Origin of the sequence: Nocardia sp. NPDC051981 (assembly GCF_040680715.1) — a bacterium.
Lineage (GTDB): Bacteria > Actinomycetota > Actinomycetes > Mycobacteriales > Mycobacteriaceae > Nocardia.
Window position 1 is genome coordinate 210,312 of sequence record NZ_JBFAXK010000003.1, and the last position, 15,717, is coordinate 226,028.

Genomic DNA, 15,717 nt, shown 5'->3' on the forward strand with positions numbered 1-15,717 from the left:
TGGCTGCCATGTCGCCGATATTCGTCTCCCGTGCCGAGCGCATCGTCGAAGCGTTGCTGACCGCCGGCCCGCGGCTGGCCGCCTCGGTGGGCGACCACCGCGCCGATCATCGGCTCCCCGACTGGTCGGCGGAGGCGGTGCGCGGGCACGCCGAGCTGCTGCGCGAGGCCTCGCACACCCTGGCCGAGGTCGATCCGGACGACCTGGCTCCCGCGGACGGCGTCGATCTCGCGCTCCTGCAGCAGCGGGTCGACGGGCTGCTGTTCGAGCTCACCGAGATCCGCGAGCACGAGTGGAATCCGCTGGTGCACAATCCCGGACCGCTGCTCCACCACCTGCTGGCGCGCCCGTTCGCGCCCGCCGAGGTGCGGCTGGCGGCGCTGCGCGACCGGCTGGCGGCGGTGCCCGACGCGCTGGCCACCGCCCGCGCGCTGCTCGGCGAGATGCCGCGCGTGCACGTCGAGACCGCCATCGGGCAGTTCGGCGGCGTGACCGCGCTGGTGCGCGACCAGGTGCCCGTGCTGGCCGCCGAGGTGCCCGGCTTCGAGATCGAACCCGCCGCCACCGCGGCGATGTCGGCGCTGACCGACTTCACCGCGTGGCTCACCGGCCGGGTCGAGGGCGCGGACCGCGATCCGCGTCTGGGCCGCAGACTGTGGGAGGCCAAGCTCTGGCACACCCTGGACACCGAGCTGGGCGCGCGGGAGATCCTGGACCGCGCGCACCGGCACCTGGATCAGTTGACCGGCGAGATCCGCTCCGCGGCAGGCGAACTGCTCGGTATCGCGAATCCGGATGCGGAGACCGTCCGCCGGGCGCTGGCGCAATTGTCGGCGGACCGACCGGCCGATGACACGGTGGTCGCGGTGGCGGCCGCGGCGCTGGCGGAGGCCACCGCCTTCGTCCGCGACCACGACCTGGCCACCCTGGTCGAGGATCCGCTGGTCATCCAGAAGATGCCGGAGTTCGCGCGCGGGGTGGCGGTGGCGTACTGCGATCCGGTCGGCCCGCTCGAAACCGCCGACCTGCCCACGTTTTTCGCCATCGCACCGACCCCGGCGGACTGGTCGCCCGAGCGGGTGACCTCGTTCTATCGCGAATACAACAACCACATGATGCGCAATCTGACCGTGCACGAGGCCATGCCCGGCCACTACCTGCAACTCGCCCGGTCGCGCCGCTTCCGCGGCTCTACCCCCGTGCGCGCGCTGTGCTGGAGCGGCACCTTCATCGAGGGCTGGGCGGTCTACACCGAGAAGCTCATGGCCGACACCGGTTTCGGTGGCCTGCCGGTGCGGTTGCAGCAGCTGAAGTCCCACCTGCGCATGACCATCAACGCCATCCTCGACCAGTCGGTGCACTGCGACGGCATGACCGAAGCCGAGGCCCTGCGGCTGATGCGGGACCGCGGCCTCCAGGAGGAGGGCGAGGCCGCCGGCAAGTGGCGCCGCACCCTGCTCAGCTCCACCCAGCTCTCGACCTATTTCGTCGGTTATACCGAGGTCGCCGCGATTGCCGCCGCCCGCCCCGCCACCACTCCCCTGCGCGACTGGCACGATGCCATGCTCGCCCACGGCTCCCCCGCCCCGCGCCATCTGCGCACCCTGCTCGGTCTCGACGGGAGCTGATTCGATGAGCGGGCTGGCGGTGTCGGCACGTCTGGCCGACCGGGATTTCCAGGTTCGGCTGGAGATTCCGGCCGGGGAGGTGCTGGCCGTGCTCGGCCCCAACGGTGCGGGCAAATCCACCCTGCTGGATGTGGTTGCCGGACTGGTGATTCCGGACGAGGGGCAGGTCCGGCTGGGCGAGCGGGTGCTGACGGATGTCGCGAAAGGCATTGCGGTGGCGCCGCATCGGCGGGCCGTCTCGTTGCTGGCGCAGGAGGCCCTGCTCTTCCCGCATCTGTCGGCGGCCGCGAATGTGGCCTTCGGACCGCGCAGCCGGGGTGTGCGCGGCCGGGCCGCCGCCGCTCTCGCGCGGGAATGGCTGCGGGCCGTCGACGCCGAGGAATTCGCGGACCGGTCGCCCGGGTCATTGTCCGGCGGTCAGGCGCAGCGCGTGGCGCTGGCCCGCGCGCTGGCCGTGCACCCGCGGGTACTGCTGCTGGACGAGCCGATGGCCGCGCTGGATGTGACCGCGGCGCCCGCCATGCGGGCGCTGCTGCGGAAAGTCCTGCGGGAACCCGCGTCCGGCAGTGCGGACGATGGAAATGGCGAGTCGATCGCCACCGCACGGGATATCGCCGCCCATCCCGTGACACTGCCGGATGCCCGGCCCAGCGCCACGATTCTGGTGACACACGACATCATCGACGCGGTGACCCTGGCCGATCGGGTCGCGGTCCTCGAGGCGGGGCGGGTGATCGAGTCCGGTTCGGTGGCTGCGGTATTGGCGCGGCCCCGCAGCCGGTTCGCCGCCCGGATCGCCGGCGTCAACCTGATCATGGGTGCCGCCGTGAGCGGCGGCAGCGCCGGGCTGGGTGCGGTCACGGACGGAACGGTCGAGGTCTTCGGCAGGTCCGAGGGTGAGTGGACGGCCGCCGGGCGGGCGGCGGCGGTGTTCTCGCCGGTGGCCGTGGCGGTGCATCGGGAGCATCCGGAGGGCAGTCCCCGCAATGTGTTCCGGGTGCGGGTGGCGGAGCTGGAGGATCGCGGCGGTCTGGTGCGGGTACGCGGGGTGGACGGTCCGGGGGCGGCCGCGGGCCTGGCGGCGGATCTGACTCCGGCCGCGGTGGCCCAGCTCGGTGTGGTCCCCGGGATGGAGGTGTACTTCGCGGTGAAGGCGACCGAGGTCGAGGTCTATCCCTATTGATCGGCCATCGCCGCGCCCCGGCCGGCGTCTTTCTCACTCCTCTGGTTTGCCGTACCCGCCGCCGCCCGGCGTGTGCACGACCAGGACATCACCGGGTTCGAGGTGCGCCGAGTCCGCGCCGCGCAGTTGCGTGGTCGTGCCGTCGGCGCGCTCGATCCGATTGGCGCCCAGGGCTCCCGGTGCGCCGCCCGCCATGCCGTACGGGGGGATGCGGCGGTGGCTCGACAGCGTGGAGACGGTCACCGCCTCGGTGAAGCGCAGTCGCCGCACGGCTCCGTCGCCGCCGCGCCAGTGCCCGTTGCCACCGCTGCCGGTGCGGATCGAGAATTCCTCGACAAGCACCGGCAATCGCCACTCCAGAACTTCCGGATCGGTCAGCCGGGAGTTGGTCATATGGGTCTGGACGACCGGTGCGCCGTCGAAGCCCCGGCCCGCACCGGAACCGGAACCGATGGTCTCGTAGTACTGGCAGCGGTTGTTGCCGAAGGTGACGTTGTTCATGGTGCCCGACCCTTCGGCCTGCACCCCCAGCGCGGCGTACAGAGCGCCGGTGATCGCCTGCGAAGTCTCGACATTGCCCGCGACGACGGCCGCCGGAGGCCGTGGTGACAGCATGGATCCGATCGGCACACTGATCGTGAGCGGGCGTAGACAGCCGTCGTTGAGTGGGATCTCGTCGGCGACCAGCGTGCGGAACACGTACAGCACTGCCGCGTTGACCACCGCGTAGGGCGCGTTGTAATTGCCCGTCAGTTGTGCCGACGTGCCGGTGAAATCGATGGTGGCGCAACGGTTCTCGCGATCCACGCGAACACGGACTCGAATGGTGGCGCCCAGGTCGGTCTCGTAGGCGTAGTCGCCGTCCTCGAGCGTGTCGATGACACGCCGCACGGCCTCCTCGGCATTGTCCTGAACGTGGTGCATGTACGCCTGCACCACATCGAGCCCGAAGTGGTCGATCATCTTGCCGACCTCCTCCGCGCCCTTCGCATTGGCGGCGATCTGGGCGCGCAGATCGGCGAGGTTGGTGGCCGGATTGCGGGACGGGTAGGCGGCTTCGGTCAGCAGCCGGTGGGTTTCGGCTTCCCGGAAGCGCCCGTTCTCGACCAGCAGCCAGTTGTCGAAGACGACACCCTCCTCGTCGATGTGGCGGCTGTTCGCCGGCATGGAACCCGGTGTGATGCCGCCGATTTCGGCGTGATGTCCGCGCGACGCGACATAGAACAGGATGCGTTCGGCGGTGATGTCGAACACCGGGGTGATGACGGTGACATCGGGCAGGTGGGTGCCGCCGTGGTAGGGATCGTTGACCGCGTAGGTGTCTCCGGGGCGCATGTCGGGCCGCCGCCGGATGATCTCCTTGACACTGGTTCCCATGGAGCCCAGGTGCACGGGAATGTGCGGGGCGTTGGCGACCAGATTGCCCTCGGGATCGAACAGCGCGCACGAGAAATCCAGGCGCTCCTTGATATTGACCGATTGCGAGGTCGACTCCAGCCGCGCGCCCATCTGCTCGGCAATGGACATGAACAGATTGTTGAAGACCTCCAGCAGTACCGGATCCACGTCGGTACCCACCCGCGGCCCGGTCGCTGTCGCGACCCGGGCCATGATCAGATGCCCGACGTCGTCGACGGTGGCCTGCCAACCTTCGTCGACAACCGTGGTGGAGTTGTCCTCGGTGACGATGGCCGGTCCGGTCACCGTGACGCCCGGTCCCAGTTCCGCACGGCGGTAAAGGAACACGTCGCGCCAGGTACCACCGGTGTGCATGCGGACCGGCGTGGTCGTCGCGGCCCCGGACGCCGTCCGGCTCAGTCCGGACAGATCGGGCGGTTCGGTGAGCCCGGTCGCCTCGACGGAGAGGGCTTCGATGACGATCGGCCGGTCCAGGACGAACGAGTAGGTGGCGCGGTGGCGCTCGACGAATTCCGTTGTCATACGGACGGGTTCGGTGAGTTCCACGGTGAGAGTGGTGTCCGTGCCGTCGTAGCGCAGCTGCGCCCGGCGCACTACGCGGATGCGGTGTTCGGGTACGTCCTCGGCGCGCAGCTCGGCGCGTGCGTCCGCTTCCAGTGCGGTTGCGGTGGCCTCGGCGCGGGGCATGGACTCGGGTTCCAGCGGCAGCTCCACCGATTGCTCGCGCATGGCGGTGGTGTCGGCGAGCCCGATGCCCAGCGCCGACAGCACGCCCGCCAGCGGCGGTACGAGCACCGTGCGAATGCCGAGCGAGTCCGCGACCGCGCAGGCCAGCTGGCCGCCCGCGCCGCCGAAGGTGGTGAGCGCATACCGGGTGACGTCGTGCCCCTTCTGCACGGAGATGTGTTTCACCGCAGCCGCGATATTGGCGACCGCGATCCGGAGATAGCCCTCGGCGACCTGTTCCGGCGTGCGGTCGTCTCCAGTGCGCGAACGGATTTCGGCGGCCAGCTCGGCGAAGCGGTCGCGCACCAGCGCGGCGTCGAGCGGCTGGTCGCCCTCCGGTCCGAAAACGTGTGGGAAGTAATCGGGTTGGATACGTCCCAGCATGAGATTGGCGTCGGTGACGGTGAGCGGCCCACCCGCGCGATAACACGCCGGCCCGGGCATTGCGCCCGCCGAATCGGGACCCACCCGGTACCGACTGCCGTCGAAGTGCAGGACGGAACCGCCCCCGGCGGCGACGGTGTGGATGTCGAGCATGGGCGCGCGCAGTCGCACGCCCGCGATCCGGGTATCGAAAACCCGCTCGTATTCGCCCGCGAAATGCGAGACGTCGGTGGACGTTCCGCCCATGTCGAAGCCGATGACCCGGTCGTATCCGGCGAGCTGGGACATGCGCACCATGCCTACGATGCCGCCGGCCGGCCCGGACAGGATGGCGTCCTTGCCCCGGAACTGCCCGGCCTCGGTGAGCCCACCGTTCGACTGCATGAACATCAGCCGCACGCCGGTGAGCTCGTCGGCCACCCGCCGCACGTAGCGTTGCAGCACCGGCGACAGGTAGGCGTCCACCACGGTGGTGTCGCCGCGTGGCACCAGTTTCATCAGCGGGCTGACTTCGCTGGACAGCGAGATCTGCGGGAAGCCGATCGCCTCCGCTACCCGGCCGATGGCCTGTTCGTGTGCCGGATACAGGTGGCTGTGCATGCACACCACGGCGAGCGCGCGAATACCGTTGTCGTACACCTGTTTCAGCCCATCGGCGAGGCTGTCGAGGTCCGGTGGCACGAGGACGTTACCGGCCGCGGTGACGCGTTCGTCCACCTCGACGACCCACTCGTACAACAGTTCCGGCAGCACGATCTCGCGGGCGAAGATCTCGGGCCGATTCTGGTAGGCGATGCGCAGGGCGTCGCGAAATCCACGCGTGATCACCAGCGCGGTGGGTTCACCCTTGCGTTCCAGCAGCGCGTTGGTGGCGACCGTGGTGCCCATCCGCACCGCGTCGATCCGGTCGGCCGGATCGGAAATCCCTTCGGCCCGCAGGATTTCGCGGATTCCGGCCACCGCGGAATCGCGGTAGCGGCCGGGATTCTCCGACAACAGCTTGTGCGTGATGATCGCTCCGTCGGGCCGTCGGGCCACCACGTCGGTGAACGTGCCGCCGCGGTCGATCCAGAACTGCCAGCGGGGTGCCGTACCGTCCGGACCTGCTGTCGTCGCGGCCGTCATCGCGACGGGTCGTTCCGGGTGGGCGCGTTCAGGTCGATCACAGTGCGCACGATACCGAACCGCCGCCGGGACGCCGGGTCTCACTACTTCAAGGCGGCGTGCATGAGGTACACGTTGTAGCTGTTCCACGCCGACATGGTGAAGTACAGGTCCTTGCCGCTCGACCACGGATGGATGTACCCGCCGTAGGTCGTCGGATAGTCGTCGGTGTCGACCAGGGTCACCGGATCGGTCCAGGTGCCCTGCGGTTCGGCGGCGGTGCGCAGCACGATGGCGTGGCGGTCCAGATCCAGGTAGATCATCTGCCACTGCCCGGTCGACTCGTCGTAGCGCACCGACAGCTCACCGGCGGTCCCGGACAGGATCGGCGTGGCCAGCTGTTCGTCTGGCCCCAGGGCCGGCACCCAGGTATCGGCGATCCAGTACTGGTAGGCCGATTTGTTCAGCACCTGGTCGGTGGGCACCCGGGCCAGCCCGATGGTGCCGAACCGCCCGTTGGGCGTGCCGAACATGTACACGTACCCGTCGTGCGGCGCCATCCCCATGACCTGGAACCGTCCCAGCCCGAAGAAGTTGTCCCAGCGCGCCCAATCGGATTTGGTCCAGGTCGCGCCGTTGTCGTCGGACCAGGCCAGCCCGCCCAGATTGGTCCACCACATGCCCGGCTTGTGGCGACTCCACCGGGCCACCGACATGTACGTCAGGTACTGCCGCCCGTTCAGCGCGAAGCCGGAGGTCGGGATGGTGGTGATCTCGAAGTTGTCGACCTTGCGGCTGCTCAGGATCTCGGCGGCGTGACAGCGGCTGTCCTGGGCGAAGGTGTCCAGCCGCAGGCCCTGGGAGAGATCGCGATTGCTGCTGAACGCGATGGAGTTGCTGCGCCAGTCCTGGTCTCCGGTGCCCGCGCCGATCGGCCCCCAGCCCTTGCCGAAGGTGTCGCCGAAGGCGACGGCGATCTGCCCGGGCTCGGACTCCCACATGATGCCCAGGTCGGTGCCGTCCACCGACCAGCGCATATCGGTGCGGTTGGTGGAGCCGTGCCCGGTCACCTGGTTCACCAGCGCCAGCGAGTCGAGCTCGGCCGGGGCCACGGGAGCGGCCACCGGCGCGGGAACCAGGGGCTGCACGGCGGGCGCGGGCCGGGGCTGCGGCGGCTCGGGGTCGCCGCCGGGCACCGGGATCGGGACGGTCTCCGGAATCTGGTCTATCCGGATGTGCGGCAGCTGAATCCCGCCGGAGCCGCTGCCGGCCTGCGGTGCGGGGGTCGGCTCGGGCGCCGCTTCCGGAGCAGGCTGGTCGTCGCCGGTGCCGGGATCTCCGGAGGTGTCGGCCGGGTCGCCGGGCGGGTCGGCCGGATCACTCTCGGGCGCAAGGTTTTCCGGCTTGGGACTCTGGTCGTTGCGCAGGTCCGGGCACGGATTGACGCACGGGTCCGCGGGCAGTGGCGCGGGATCGATGCGGGTGTTGTCCTGCCGCGGACCCGGAATGGGGACCGGCGTGAACTGCGGGACCGGGACCTGAATGTGGATGGTGTTGTCGGGCGGCTGCGGTTGCGGCAGTGGCACATCCGGGTCGGGTTCGCGGGCCAGCGGATCGAATCCCGTTTCGCCGCAGGCGTTCAACGGCGGCGGGGCCCACGGGGCCAAGGGTCCGGCGGTGGCGGGTGTGGCGGGCAGCAGCATGACCGCGGCCATCGCCAGGCTCGAGAGCGCCAGGGCCGCAGGTGCTTCGGAGCGCCGCGCAGTCATCCGTGGTGCGTCTCCTCGTCCGTGATCGGATCCACCTCACCGTAGTCCTGCGGGCCGCATCCGCGGAGCCGTCCCGTCGTGTCGCCGGAGTGGTGTGACCGAGCCGATACCTACTTCGGCTACGTACCGACCCGTCGGCGTGAATTGGCCGCAATGGCCAGGACGCCGGCCGCGTAGACCGCCGCCGCGGCCACCACCACCGCCGGTGCGCGGCCGTCCGCCGGAATCAACACCGCGGTACCCGCCAGCGCCAGCACGAAGGTGATGTTGAAGACCGTGTCCTGCAGGGCGAAGACCTGCCCGCGGTGCGCGTCGTCGATATCGATCTGCATGGCCGCGTCCCCGGTCAGCTTGATGACCTGGCCAACCAGCCCGAGCAGGTAGGCCGCCGCCAGCAACAGCAGCTCCGCCCGCCGCTCGGCGTCCCCGGTGGCGACGGTGATGGGCGTGACCAGGCCCAGCTGTACCGCGATCGCCGTCACCAGGCCGGTCACCACCGTCCGCGGCCGGCCGAGCCGGGGAATCAGCACCGGCGCGACCACGGCCGCCGTCAGCATGCCCGCCCCGGTCGCGGTGATGGCCGCACTGAATTTCGCGAGGTGCGTCCCCACCGCGGCGTCGTCGCCGCGGCGCAGCACCAGCACCATCAGCAGAGTGTCCGCGCCGAAGACGATGCGGTGCGCGCCGATCCCCAGGAAGGTCGTGGTCACCTCCCGGGACCGCCAGGCCGCGGTGGCACCCTCGCGCAGTCCGGCGGCGATGGCCCGCACCGTGCTCCACCCACCTCGCGCCGCGTCCTGCTCGCCGCGGTCGGGTCCCAGTGCGCGGGGCCGGAATCCGGCCACCGCCAGCCCGCCGGCGATCGAACCGGAGGCGCTGCCGGCCGCCGCCACCGCCGAGGCGAAGTCGCCCGCCCCGATCAGCCCGATGATCGAGAAGGCCAGGCCCGCGCCCAGAATCGCGCACCCCGAGGCCACCGTCGCCAGCACCGAATTCATCGGGACCAGCCAGCGCTGGGCCAGCACCTTGGGCAGCGACGCGGACACACCGGCGCCCACGAACCGGCTCACCCCGACCACGGACAACGCGCCCAGCAGCAGCGGGGTGGCGCGCACCCCGGCCAGCAGGCCCGCCGCGGTCGCCCCGATGAGCAGCGCGCGCAGCACGTTCGCGTAGAGCAGCACCCGGCGGCGATCCCAGCGGTCGAGCAGCGCGCCGGCGTACGGGCCGATGATCGAGTACGGCAGCAGCAGGGCCGCGAAGCCGCCGGCGATGGCCAGCGGATCGGTCTGCCGTTCGGGGTTGAACAGAATCGCGCCCGAGAGCGCGGCCTGGAACATGCCGTCGCCGAACTGCCCGGACAGCCGGACCAGCGTCAGCCGCAGGGTGCCGGGATTCTCGCGGAGCCCGGTCGCCACCGCGGCCAGCCGGGCGCGCAGGGTGGCCGGCGGCGGCGCGGTCACCGGGACGGGTGTGTGGTCACCAGCGCGAAGACGGCCGCGCGCATATCGTCGGCCATGGGCAGGTTCTCGACGGTGTCGGCGTCGATCCACTGGAAACGGTCGTGCTCGCGCGGGTCCAGCCGGATCTCGTCCGCCTCGGTCTCGACCACGAAGCTGTATTTGCGGACCCGGGACTTGGTGCGGGTGGCGTAGTCGAATCCGCCCAGCACGTCGGTGATCCGCACGACGCTCAGCCCGGTCTCCTCGAACAGTTCGCGGGCCACGCAGTCGGCGAAGGACTCGCCGGATTCCACGCCGCCGCCGGGCAGTTCCCACATCCCCCCGTGCGAGCCTTCGGCGACACGCCGCACGACCAGCAGTTTGCCATCCCGGAAGACGGCCACGCCCACGACGAAATGAGCGATCCCCTCGCTCTCGGCCTGTTGTCGGAGCTCGCGTTCGATGCCCGCGAGTGCCTCGGGTCGCATCCCCCTGCTCTCCCTCCCGTTTCGCTTGCGGCACATCATGATACGGTCGCCGACCGAAACCCGCTGGCGGGTACGACGGCATGCGGGCGGGCGTCACGGCCGCGCACTCACAATCGCCGGGCATTTGCCCGGTCCGGTTGCCGAGAGCGTAGTACCTGGTCGGCGGCGTGCGGAGCAGCGCTGCTCTCACGCTAGAATTTAACCCGGAATTCAGGTTGGGCCGCCGTATCGGCCCCTACCCTGGAATCCGATCGGTGCTCGCCGGTGAGAGGAGTACGGCGGTGTCCACCCTCACGACACCACACATCGATATCCATCGTGGCGGCGACCGCATGAAAACCCGTGTGTCGTGGCTGGATTCGAAGCATTCGTTCTCGTTCGGGGAACACTACGATCCCGACAACACCCATCATGGCCTGCTGCTGGTCAACAATGAGGACATCGTCCTGCCCGGCGAGGGCTTCGAGACCCATCCGCACCGGGACATGGAAATCGTCACCTGGGTGCTGAGCGGCAGCCTGGTCCATCAGGATTCGCTGGGGCACAGCGGGGTCATCTATCCCGGCCTGGCCCAGCGCATGAGCGCCGGTACCGGCATCCTGCATTCGGAGAAGAACGATTCCTGGCGGCTGAGCGATGCGCCCGAACACCAGGAGCCGGTGCATTTCGTCCAGATGTGGGTCGTGCCCGACGATTCCGGGCTGACTCCCGGCTATCAGCAGCTGGAGATCGACGACGAGCTGGCCGGCGGCGGCCTGATCACGGTGGCCTCGGGCCTGCCCCGCTACCGCGACCGCACCGCTATCGCCATCGCCAGCAGCCACTCCGCCCTGCACGTGGCCCGGATGTCCGGCGACGCCGCCGAGATCCGCCTGCCGGAAGCCCCCTACCTGCATGTCTTCATCGCGCGCGGCGAGGTGGAGATGGAGGGGGCGGGCACCCTGTACGAGGGTGACGCCGTGCGGTTGACGCGCAGCGGAGGCCAGCGGGTCACCGCGAACATGCCGTCGGAGATTCTGGTGTGGGAAATGCATGCCCGACTCGGCGGGCAATAGCATCGACACATGAACCAGTACCCGCCACCGGGGCAGTACGGCCAGTACCCGCCGCCTCCCTCCGGAAACTATCCGCCGCCCGGCGGACCGCAGTACTGGCAGGAATCGCCGCAGCGCAAGGGCATGGCGATCACCGCGATGGTCTTCGGCATCCTGGGCCTGCTCACCTTCTGGACGGTGCTGCTCAGCATCGTCGGCGTCCTGTGCGGCGCGCTCGCGATCATTCTCGGCGTGATCGCCGCGACGAAGGCGCGCCGCGGTACGTCCGGCGGCTTCGGAATGGCGCTGGCGGGCGCGATCATGGGCGTCATCAGCCTGATCGGCGGCATTCTGGTCGGCGTGCTGGTGTGGGTCGTCTTCAAGGACACCGGCGGCACCGATCTGATCGACTGCCTGAACAAGGCCGGCGGCGACAGGTCCAAGGTTCAGCAGTGCCAGGAGGAATTCAACAAGCGCGTCGAGGACAAGTTCAGCGTCACGCTGACGCCCGCGCCTACCCGCTGACCGGATGGCACTCGCGGGTGGCGGCCAGCACCTCGGCCAGTTCGGGGCGAAAGTCCCCTTCCGGTGGGTGAATCCACGTGCGGTAGGCGCTGTGCTCGTCCGCGGGAGACGGCAGCACGATGCTGCTGCCCGGTTGCGCTACGGACGCGCAATCGCGGAAAAGGTCTGAGAACAAAGCAGTGTCGTGATACGAGTCGTCCGTGGGTCCGGTCAGGAAGGTCCAGCGGCCCGAGCGCGGGTGGGCGATGACGGGTCCGCAGCGGCGCCGGGCGACCAGATGGTCGCGGACCCGGTGGCCCAGGTCGGCGGGCATGGTCACCGCCCCGACGGCCCCGACCTCCAACATGATTCGGCACAGTGCCGAGTCCACCACGCCGTAGAGGCCATGCTCCTTGCGATAGCGCCGGCACCGGGCCAGCGCTTCCTGGGTGGCGGTATACGAGGACGGGTCCAGCGCGCTCATGGCGAACCTCCTGCTACCGACCTTAGGGCCGGGCTATCGGTATGACAATAGTCACACGCCAGTGAGTTCCCCGGCGTAGCATCACAGCTCATGGCACCCGTCTCGCCCACCGTCGCCCGGTGGGAGCTGGTCCTGCGACTGCGCGAACTACGTGAGCAGTGCGGCTTCGATTCGGCGACCTTCGCCAAGCGTGTCGGCTTCACCCCCGCCAACTGGTCGCACGTGGAGAAGGGCCGGCGCGTCCTCACGGCGACCACCATCGGCCCGGTGCTGGAGCTGCTCGAGGTGGAGGGCGAGGAGCGCGCGGAACTGCTGGAACTGCTGGCGCTGAGCAAGGAGCGCGGCTGGTGGGCCAGGTCCTCGGCGCTGATCGGGCCGGAGCTGCAACGGTATTACGGCATGGAGCTGGGCGCGGAGAGCATTCGCAGCTACGACAGCCTGGTGGTGCCCGGGCTGTTGCAGACCGAGGAATACGCGCGGGCGCTCATCAGCGCCGACGTCATGATCCGTCCGGTCCAGGTGGAACAGCTGGTGGCGGTGCGGCTGAAGCGGCAGGAACGGCTGCGCGGCGACGACCGGGTGGAACTCACCGCGGTGATCGGCGAGGCCACGCTGCTACAGCAGATCGGCGGCCCGAAAGTATTGCGCGGGCAACTGGAACATCTGGCAACACTGCTGGACGAGCTGGATTCCATTTCGGTGCGGGTGATTCCGTTCACCGCGACCCGGGGCGCACTGCTGGGCGGGTCGAGTTTCCATCTGCTGGATTTCGCTTCCGAGAATCTTCCGACGTTCACCTGGGTGGAGAGCGCGGTTTTCGGTGGGGCGGTGGAGGATTCGTCGCAGATTCGCGATCTGCGGTTCGCATTTGTGCGTGCGCTCGACCAATCTCTCGGTCGCGCAGAATCTTTGGAGCTCATCAAACGCTATTCGCAAGGGTAGGATACGCATGCGTAACGGTAAAATGCTGCCCATGCTAAACACCGCGAACTATCAGCCGGTATCCCGCGGCTGGTTCACGTCGTCCCGTACCAATAACGGAAATCAGTGCGTGGAGGTTCGATTCGACGGTGATGCGGTGCTCATCCGCGACAGCAAGTACCGGCGCAATCCGGAACATCGCCTTGAAGACGAGCCCATCATCACCGTCGCCGCGACCGAATGGATGACATTCCTGGCCGCTGTGCTGGGCCGCCACTCCCTGCGCACCGCGCTCAGCGCGGAGACCGGTGCGGACGGCCACACCACCCTCCGGCACCGCGACACCACCCTGGTCTACACCCCCGGCGAATGGCGCGCCTTCATCGACGGGGCCCGCGACGGGGAATTCGACCGTCAGCCGCAAAGCGTCTAGCCACCGAACAGTGCAGTGTTGAGGCTCGGCCGTCGGGGGGCGAGCCCGGTGGTTCGCGGCGCGTCTCGTTCCGGGGGAGCGAACGGCTCCATAGACCTGCGCCTTGGAGGAGGCGGAGGGAGGGAAGAACGAGACTTTCAGCGCCGCGAACCCGCCCGGAGCGAAGCGGAGGGCAAAATAGACACTGTGACTTCGCAGCTGACGCCTCCCTCCGGTATCGATCTGTCCTTCCGTGACGCGGACGTACGGGTGCAGGACGACCTGTTCGCGCACGTCAACGGCAAATGGCTGGAGAGCTACGAGATACCGGCCGACCGGGCGGTGGACGGTGCCTTCCGCACGCTCTACGACCAGGCGGAACTGGATGTGCAGAAGATCATCCAGGACGCCTCGGCGGCCGATGCCGCGCCCGGCACCGAAGAGCGCAAGATCGGCGATCTCTACAACAGCTTCATGGCCGACGCGGCCATCGAGGCGGCGGGCCTGACCCCGATCGCCGAGGAGCTGGCCGCCGTGGCCGGCGTCGCCGACCGTTCGGACTTCGCCGCGCTCATCGGCCGCCTGCAGCGCACCGGCGTAGGCGGCGCGCTGGCCTTCTACGTCGACACCGACGACAAGAACTCCGCCCGGTACCTGGTGCACGCCACCCAGTCGGGCATCGGCCTGCCCGACGAGTCGTACTACCACAAGGACGAATACGCGGAGATCCGCGAGAAGTACGTCGCCCACATCCGCCGCATGTTCGAGCTGGCCGGGTTGAACCATGACGCCCAGCGGGTTTTCGAGCTGGAGACCAAGCTGGCCGCGGGTCACTGGGACGTGGTGCGCCGCCGCGATGCCGAATTGAGTTACAACCTCACCACTTTCGACGCGCTGGCCGCCGAGAACCCGGAATTCGACTGGACCGCCTGGACTTCCGCGCTGGCCGCGGGCCTGGATCGCTCCGGTGCCGAACTGTTCGCGGAACTCGTCGTGCGCCAGCCTGATTACGTGCGCACCTTCGCCCAGCTGTGGGCCTCGGAATCGCTGGCGGACTGGAAGGCCTGGGCGGCCTGGCGGGTGGTGAAGGCCCGCGCGCCGTACCTGACCGCGGATCTGGTGGAGGCCAACTTCGACTTCTACGGCCGCACCCTGACCGGCGCGCAGGAGAATCGGGAGCGTTGGAAGCGCGGCGTCTCCCTGGTGCAGGACCTGCTGGGCGAGGCCGTGGGCAAGCTCTATGTGGCCCGGCACTTCCCGCCGGAGGCCAAGGCCCGCATGGTCGAGCTGGTGGCGAATCTGCAGGAGGCCTACCGCCGCAATATCTCCGAGCTGGAGTGGATGGGCCCGGACACCCGGCAGGCCGCGCTGGCCAAGCTGGAGAAGTTCACCCCCAAGATCGGCTACCCGGAGAAGTGGCGTGACTACGCCGCGGTCACCGTGGACCCGGCCGACGTGGTGGGCAACTACCGCCGCGGCTATGCCGCCGAGCACGACCGCGACCTGAACAAGCTGGGCGGCCCGGTGGACCGCGGCGAATGGTTCATGACCCCGCAGACGGTGAACGCCTACTACAACCCGGGCATGAACGAGATCGTCTTCCCGGCGGCCATTCTGCAGCCCCCGTTCTTCGACATGAACGCCGACGATGCCGCCAACTACGGCGGTATCGGCGCCGTCATCGGACATGAGATCGGCCACGGCTTCGACGATCAGGGCTCCAAGTACGACGGCGACGGCAATATGGTCGACTGGTGGACCGAGTCGGACCGCAGCGAATTCGGCAAGCGCACCAAGGCTTTGATCGACCAGTACAACCAGTTCTCTCCCAAGGACCTGTCGGCGGACCACAAGGTCAATGGCGAGTTCACCATCGGTGAGAACATCGGCGACCTGGGCGGTCTCTCGATCGCCCTGGAGGCGTACCGGATCGCCATCGAGGGCCAGGACTCCCCCGTCCTCGACGAACTCACCGGCCTGCAGCGGGTGTTCTTCGGCTGGGCGCAGGTGTGGCGCACCAAGGCGCGCACCGAGGAGGCCATCCGCCGCCTCGCCGTGGACCCGCACTCGCCGCCGGAGTTCCGTTGCAATGGCGTGGTCCGCAACCTCGACAGCTTCCACGAGGCCTTCGATGTGCGGCCGGGTGACGAGCTCTATCTGGATCCCGCTGAGCGCGTGAAGATCTGGTAGTCCGGACCGGGCCCTCGCCGAGGTGGCGG

12 protein-coding genes are annotated in these 15,717 nt (G+C 69.1%); 7 read left to right on the forward strand and 5 right to left on the reverse strand.

Annotation, left to right across the window (positions count from 1 at the left end):
• Positions 1–8: 8 nt before the first annotated feature.
• Complete coding sequence (locus AB0L60_RS08030) at positions 9–1,628, forward strand: DUF885 domain-containing protein (protein ID WP_364609069.1); 1,620 nt, start codon at positions 9–11, stop codon at positions 1,626–1,628.
• A gap of 4 nt (positions 1,629–1,632) precedes the next feature.
• The gene (locus tag AB0L60_RS08035; protein ID WP_364609071.1) at positions 1,633–2,811 is read left to right on the forward strand and encodes an ATP-binding cassette domain-containing protein; all 1,179 of its coding nucleotides are present in this window, start codon (positions 1,633–1,635) and stop codon (positions 2,809–2,811) included.
• 33 nt (positions 2,812–2,844) lie between these two features.
• Here the strand turns inward: AB0L60_RS08035 and AB0L60_RS08040 are convergent, their stop codons facing one another.
• The 4 genes from AB0L60_RS08040 to AB0L60_RS08055 all read right to left on the reverse strand — a co-directional run bounded on the left by AB0L60_RS08040 (position 2,845) and on the right by AB0L60_RS08055 (position 10,143).
• Positions 2,845–6,465 (reverse strand): hydantoinase B/oxoprolinase family protein, encoded by a 3,621-nt coding sequence (locus AB0L60_RS08040; RefSeq protein ID WP_364609073.1) that lies wholly within the window; start codon positions 6,463–6,465, stop codon positions 2,845–2,847.
• A gap of 83 nt (positions 6,466–6,548) precedes the next feature.
• The gene (locus AB0L60_RS08045) at positions 6,549–8,213 is read right to left on the reverse strand and encodes a DUF4185 domain-containing protein (RefSeq protein WP_364609076.1); all 1,665 of its coding nucleotides are present in this window, start codon (positions 8,211–8,213) and stop codon (positions 6,549–6,551) included.
• A 119-nt stretch (positions 8,214–8,332) separates the two neighbouring features.
• Positions 8,333–9,676 (reverse strand): MFS transporter, encoded by a 1,344-nt coding sequence (locus AB0L60_RS08050; protein ID WP_364609078.1) that lies wholly within the window; start codon positions 9,674–9,676, stop codon positions 8,333–8,335.
• The gene (locus AB0L60_RS08055; protein WP_364609080.1) at positions 9,673–10,143 is read right to left on the reverse strand and encodes an NUDIX domain-containing protein; all 471 of its coding nucleotides are present in this window, start codon (positions 10,141–10,143) and stop codon (positions 9,673–9,675) included. The genes AB0L60_RS08050 and AB0L60_RS08055 overlap by 4 nt, the downstream gene beginning before the upstream one ends.
• Before the next feature lie 281 nt (positions 10,144–10,424).
• Between AB0L60_RS08055 and AB0L60_RS08060 the strand changes: the two genes are divergently transcribed.
• Positions 10,425–11,198, forward strand: coding sequence for a pirin family protein (locus AB0L60_RS08060; protein WP_364609083.1), 774 nt, complete (start codon positions 10,425–10,427; stop codon positions 11,196–11,198).
• 9 nt (positions 11,199–11,207) lie between these two features.
• A complete protein-coding gene (locus AB0L60_RS08065) occupies positions 11,208–11,702 on the forward strand; it encodes a DUF4190 domain-containing protein (RefSeq protein WP_364609085.1) in 495 nt (164 codons plus the stop codon).
• Here AB0L60_RS08065 and AB0L60_RS08070 read toward each other — a convergent pair.
• Complete coding sequence (locus AB0L60_RS08070) at positions 11,692–12,165, reverse strand: hypothetical protein (protein WP_364609087.1); 474 nt, start codon at positions 12,163–12,165, stop codon at positions 11,692–11,694. The two genes, AB0L60_RS08065 and AB0L60_RS08070, sit on opposite strands and share 11 nt — an antisense overlap.
• A gap of 90 nt (positions 12,166–12,255) precedes the next feature.
• Between AB0L60_RS08070 and AB0L60_RS08075 the strand changes: the two genes are divergently transcribed.
• The 3 genes from AB0L60_RS08075 (at position 12,256) to AB0L60_RS08085 (ending at position 15,688) form a co-directional block, all read left to right on the forward strand.
• Positions 12,256–13,107: a Scr1 family TA system antitoxin-like transcriptional regulator gene (locus AB0L60_RS08075; RefSeq protein ID WP_354849086.1), complete on the forward strand. Its 852-nt coding sequence runs from the start codon at positions 12,256–12,258 to the stop codon at positions 13,105–13,107.
• A gap of 31 nt (positions 13,108–13,138) precedes the next feature.
• Positions 13,139–13,519, forward strand: a complete 381-nt coding sequence (locus tag AB0L60_RS08080; protein ID WP_364609090.1) for a DUF397 domain-containing protein — start codon at positions 13,139–13,141, stop codon at positions 13,517–13,519.
• Positions 13,520–13,705: 186 nt separating this feature from the next.
• A complete protein-coding gene (locus tag AB0L60_RS08085) occupies positions 13,706–15,688 on the forward strand; it encodes a M13 family metallopeptidase (protein WP_364609092.1) in 1,983 nt (660 codons plus the stop codon).
• Positions 15,689–15,717 lie beyond the last annotated feature (29 nt).

Excerpts from the sequence above, each read along its gene's own strand:
- AB0L60_RS08030 (WP_364609069.1), top strand. The coding sequence starts at position 9 with ATGTCGCCGATATTCGTCTCCCGTGCCGAGCGCATCGTCGAAGCGTTG.
- AB0L60_RS08035 (WP_364609071.1), top strand. The coding sequence starts at position 1,633 with ATGAGCGGGCTGGCGGTGTCGGCACGTCTGGCCGACCGGGATTTCCAG.
- AB0L60_RS08040 (WP_364609073.1), bottom strand. The coding sequence starts at position 6,465 with ATGACGGCCGCGACGACAGCAGGTCCGGACGGTACGGCACCCCGCTGG.
- AB0L60_RS08045 (WP_364609076.1), bottom strand. The coding sequence starts at position 8,213 with ATGACTGCGCGGCGCTCCGAAGCACCTGCGGCCCTGGCGCTCTCGAGC.
- AB0L60_RS08055 (WP_364609080.1), bottom strand. The coding sequence starts at position 10,143 with ATGCGACCCGAGGCACTCGCGGGCATCGAACGCGAGCTCCGACAACAG.
- AB0L60_RS08065 (WP_364609085.1), top strand. The coding sequence starts at position 11,208 with ATGAACCAGTACCCGCCACCGGGGCAGTACGGCCAGTACCCGCCGCCT.
- AB0L60_RS08070 (WP_364609087.1), bottom strand. The coding sequence starts at position 12,165 with ATGAGCGCGCTGGACCCGTCCTCGTATACCGCCACCCAGGAAGCGCTG.
- AB0L60_RS08075 (WP_354849086.1), top strand. The coding sequence starts at position 12,256 with ATGGCACCCGTCTCGCCCACCGTCGCCCGGTGGGAGCTGGTCCTGCGA.
- AB0L60_RS08080 (WP_364609090.1), top strand. The coding sequence starts at position 13,139 with ATGCTAAACACCGCGAACTATCAGCCGGTATCCCGCGGCTGGTTCACG.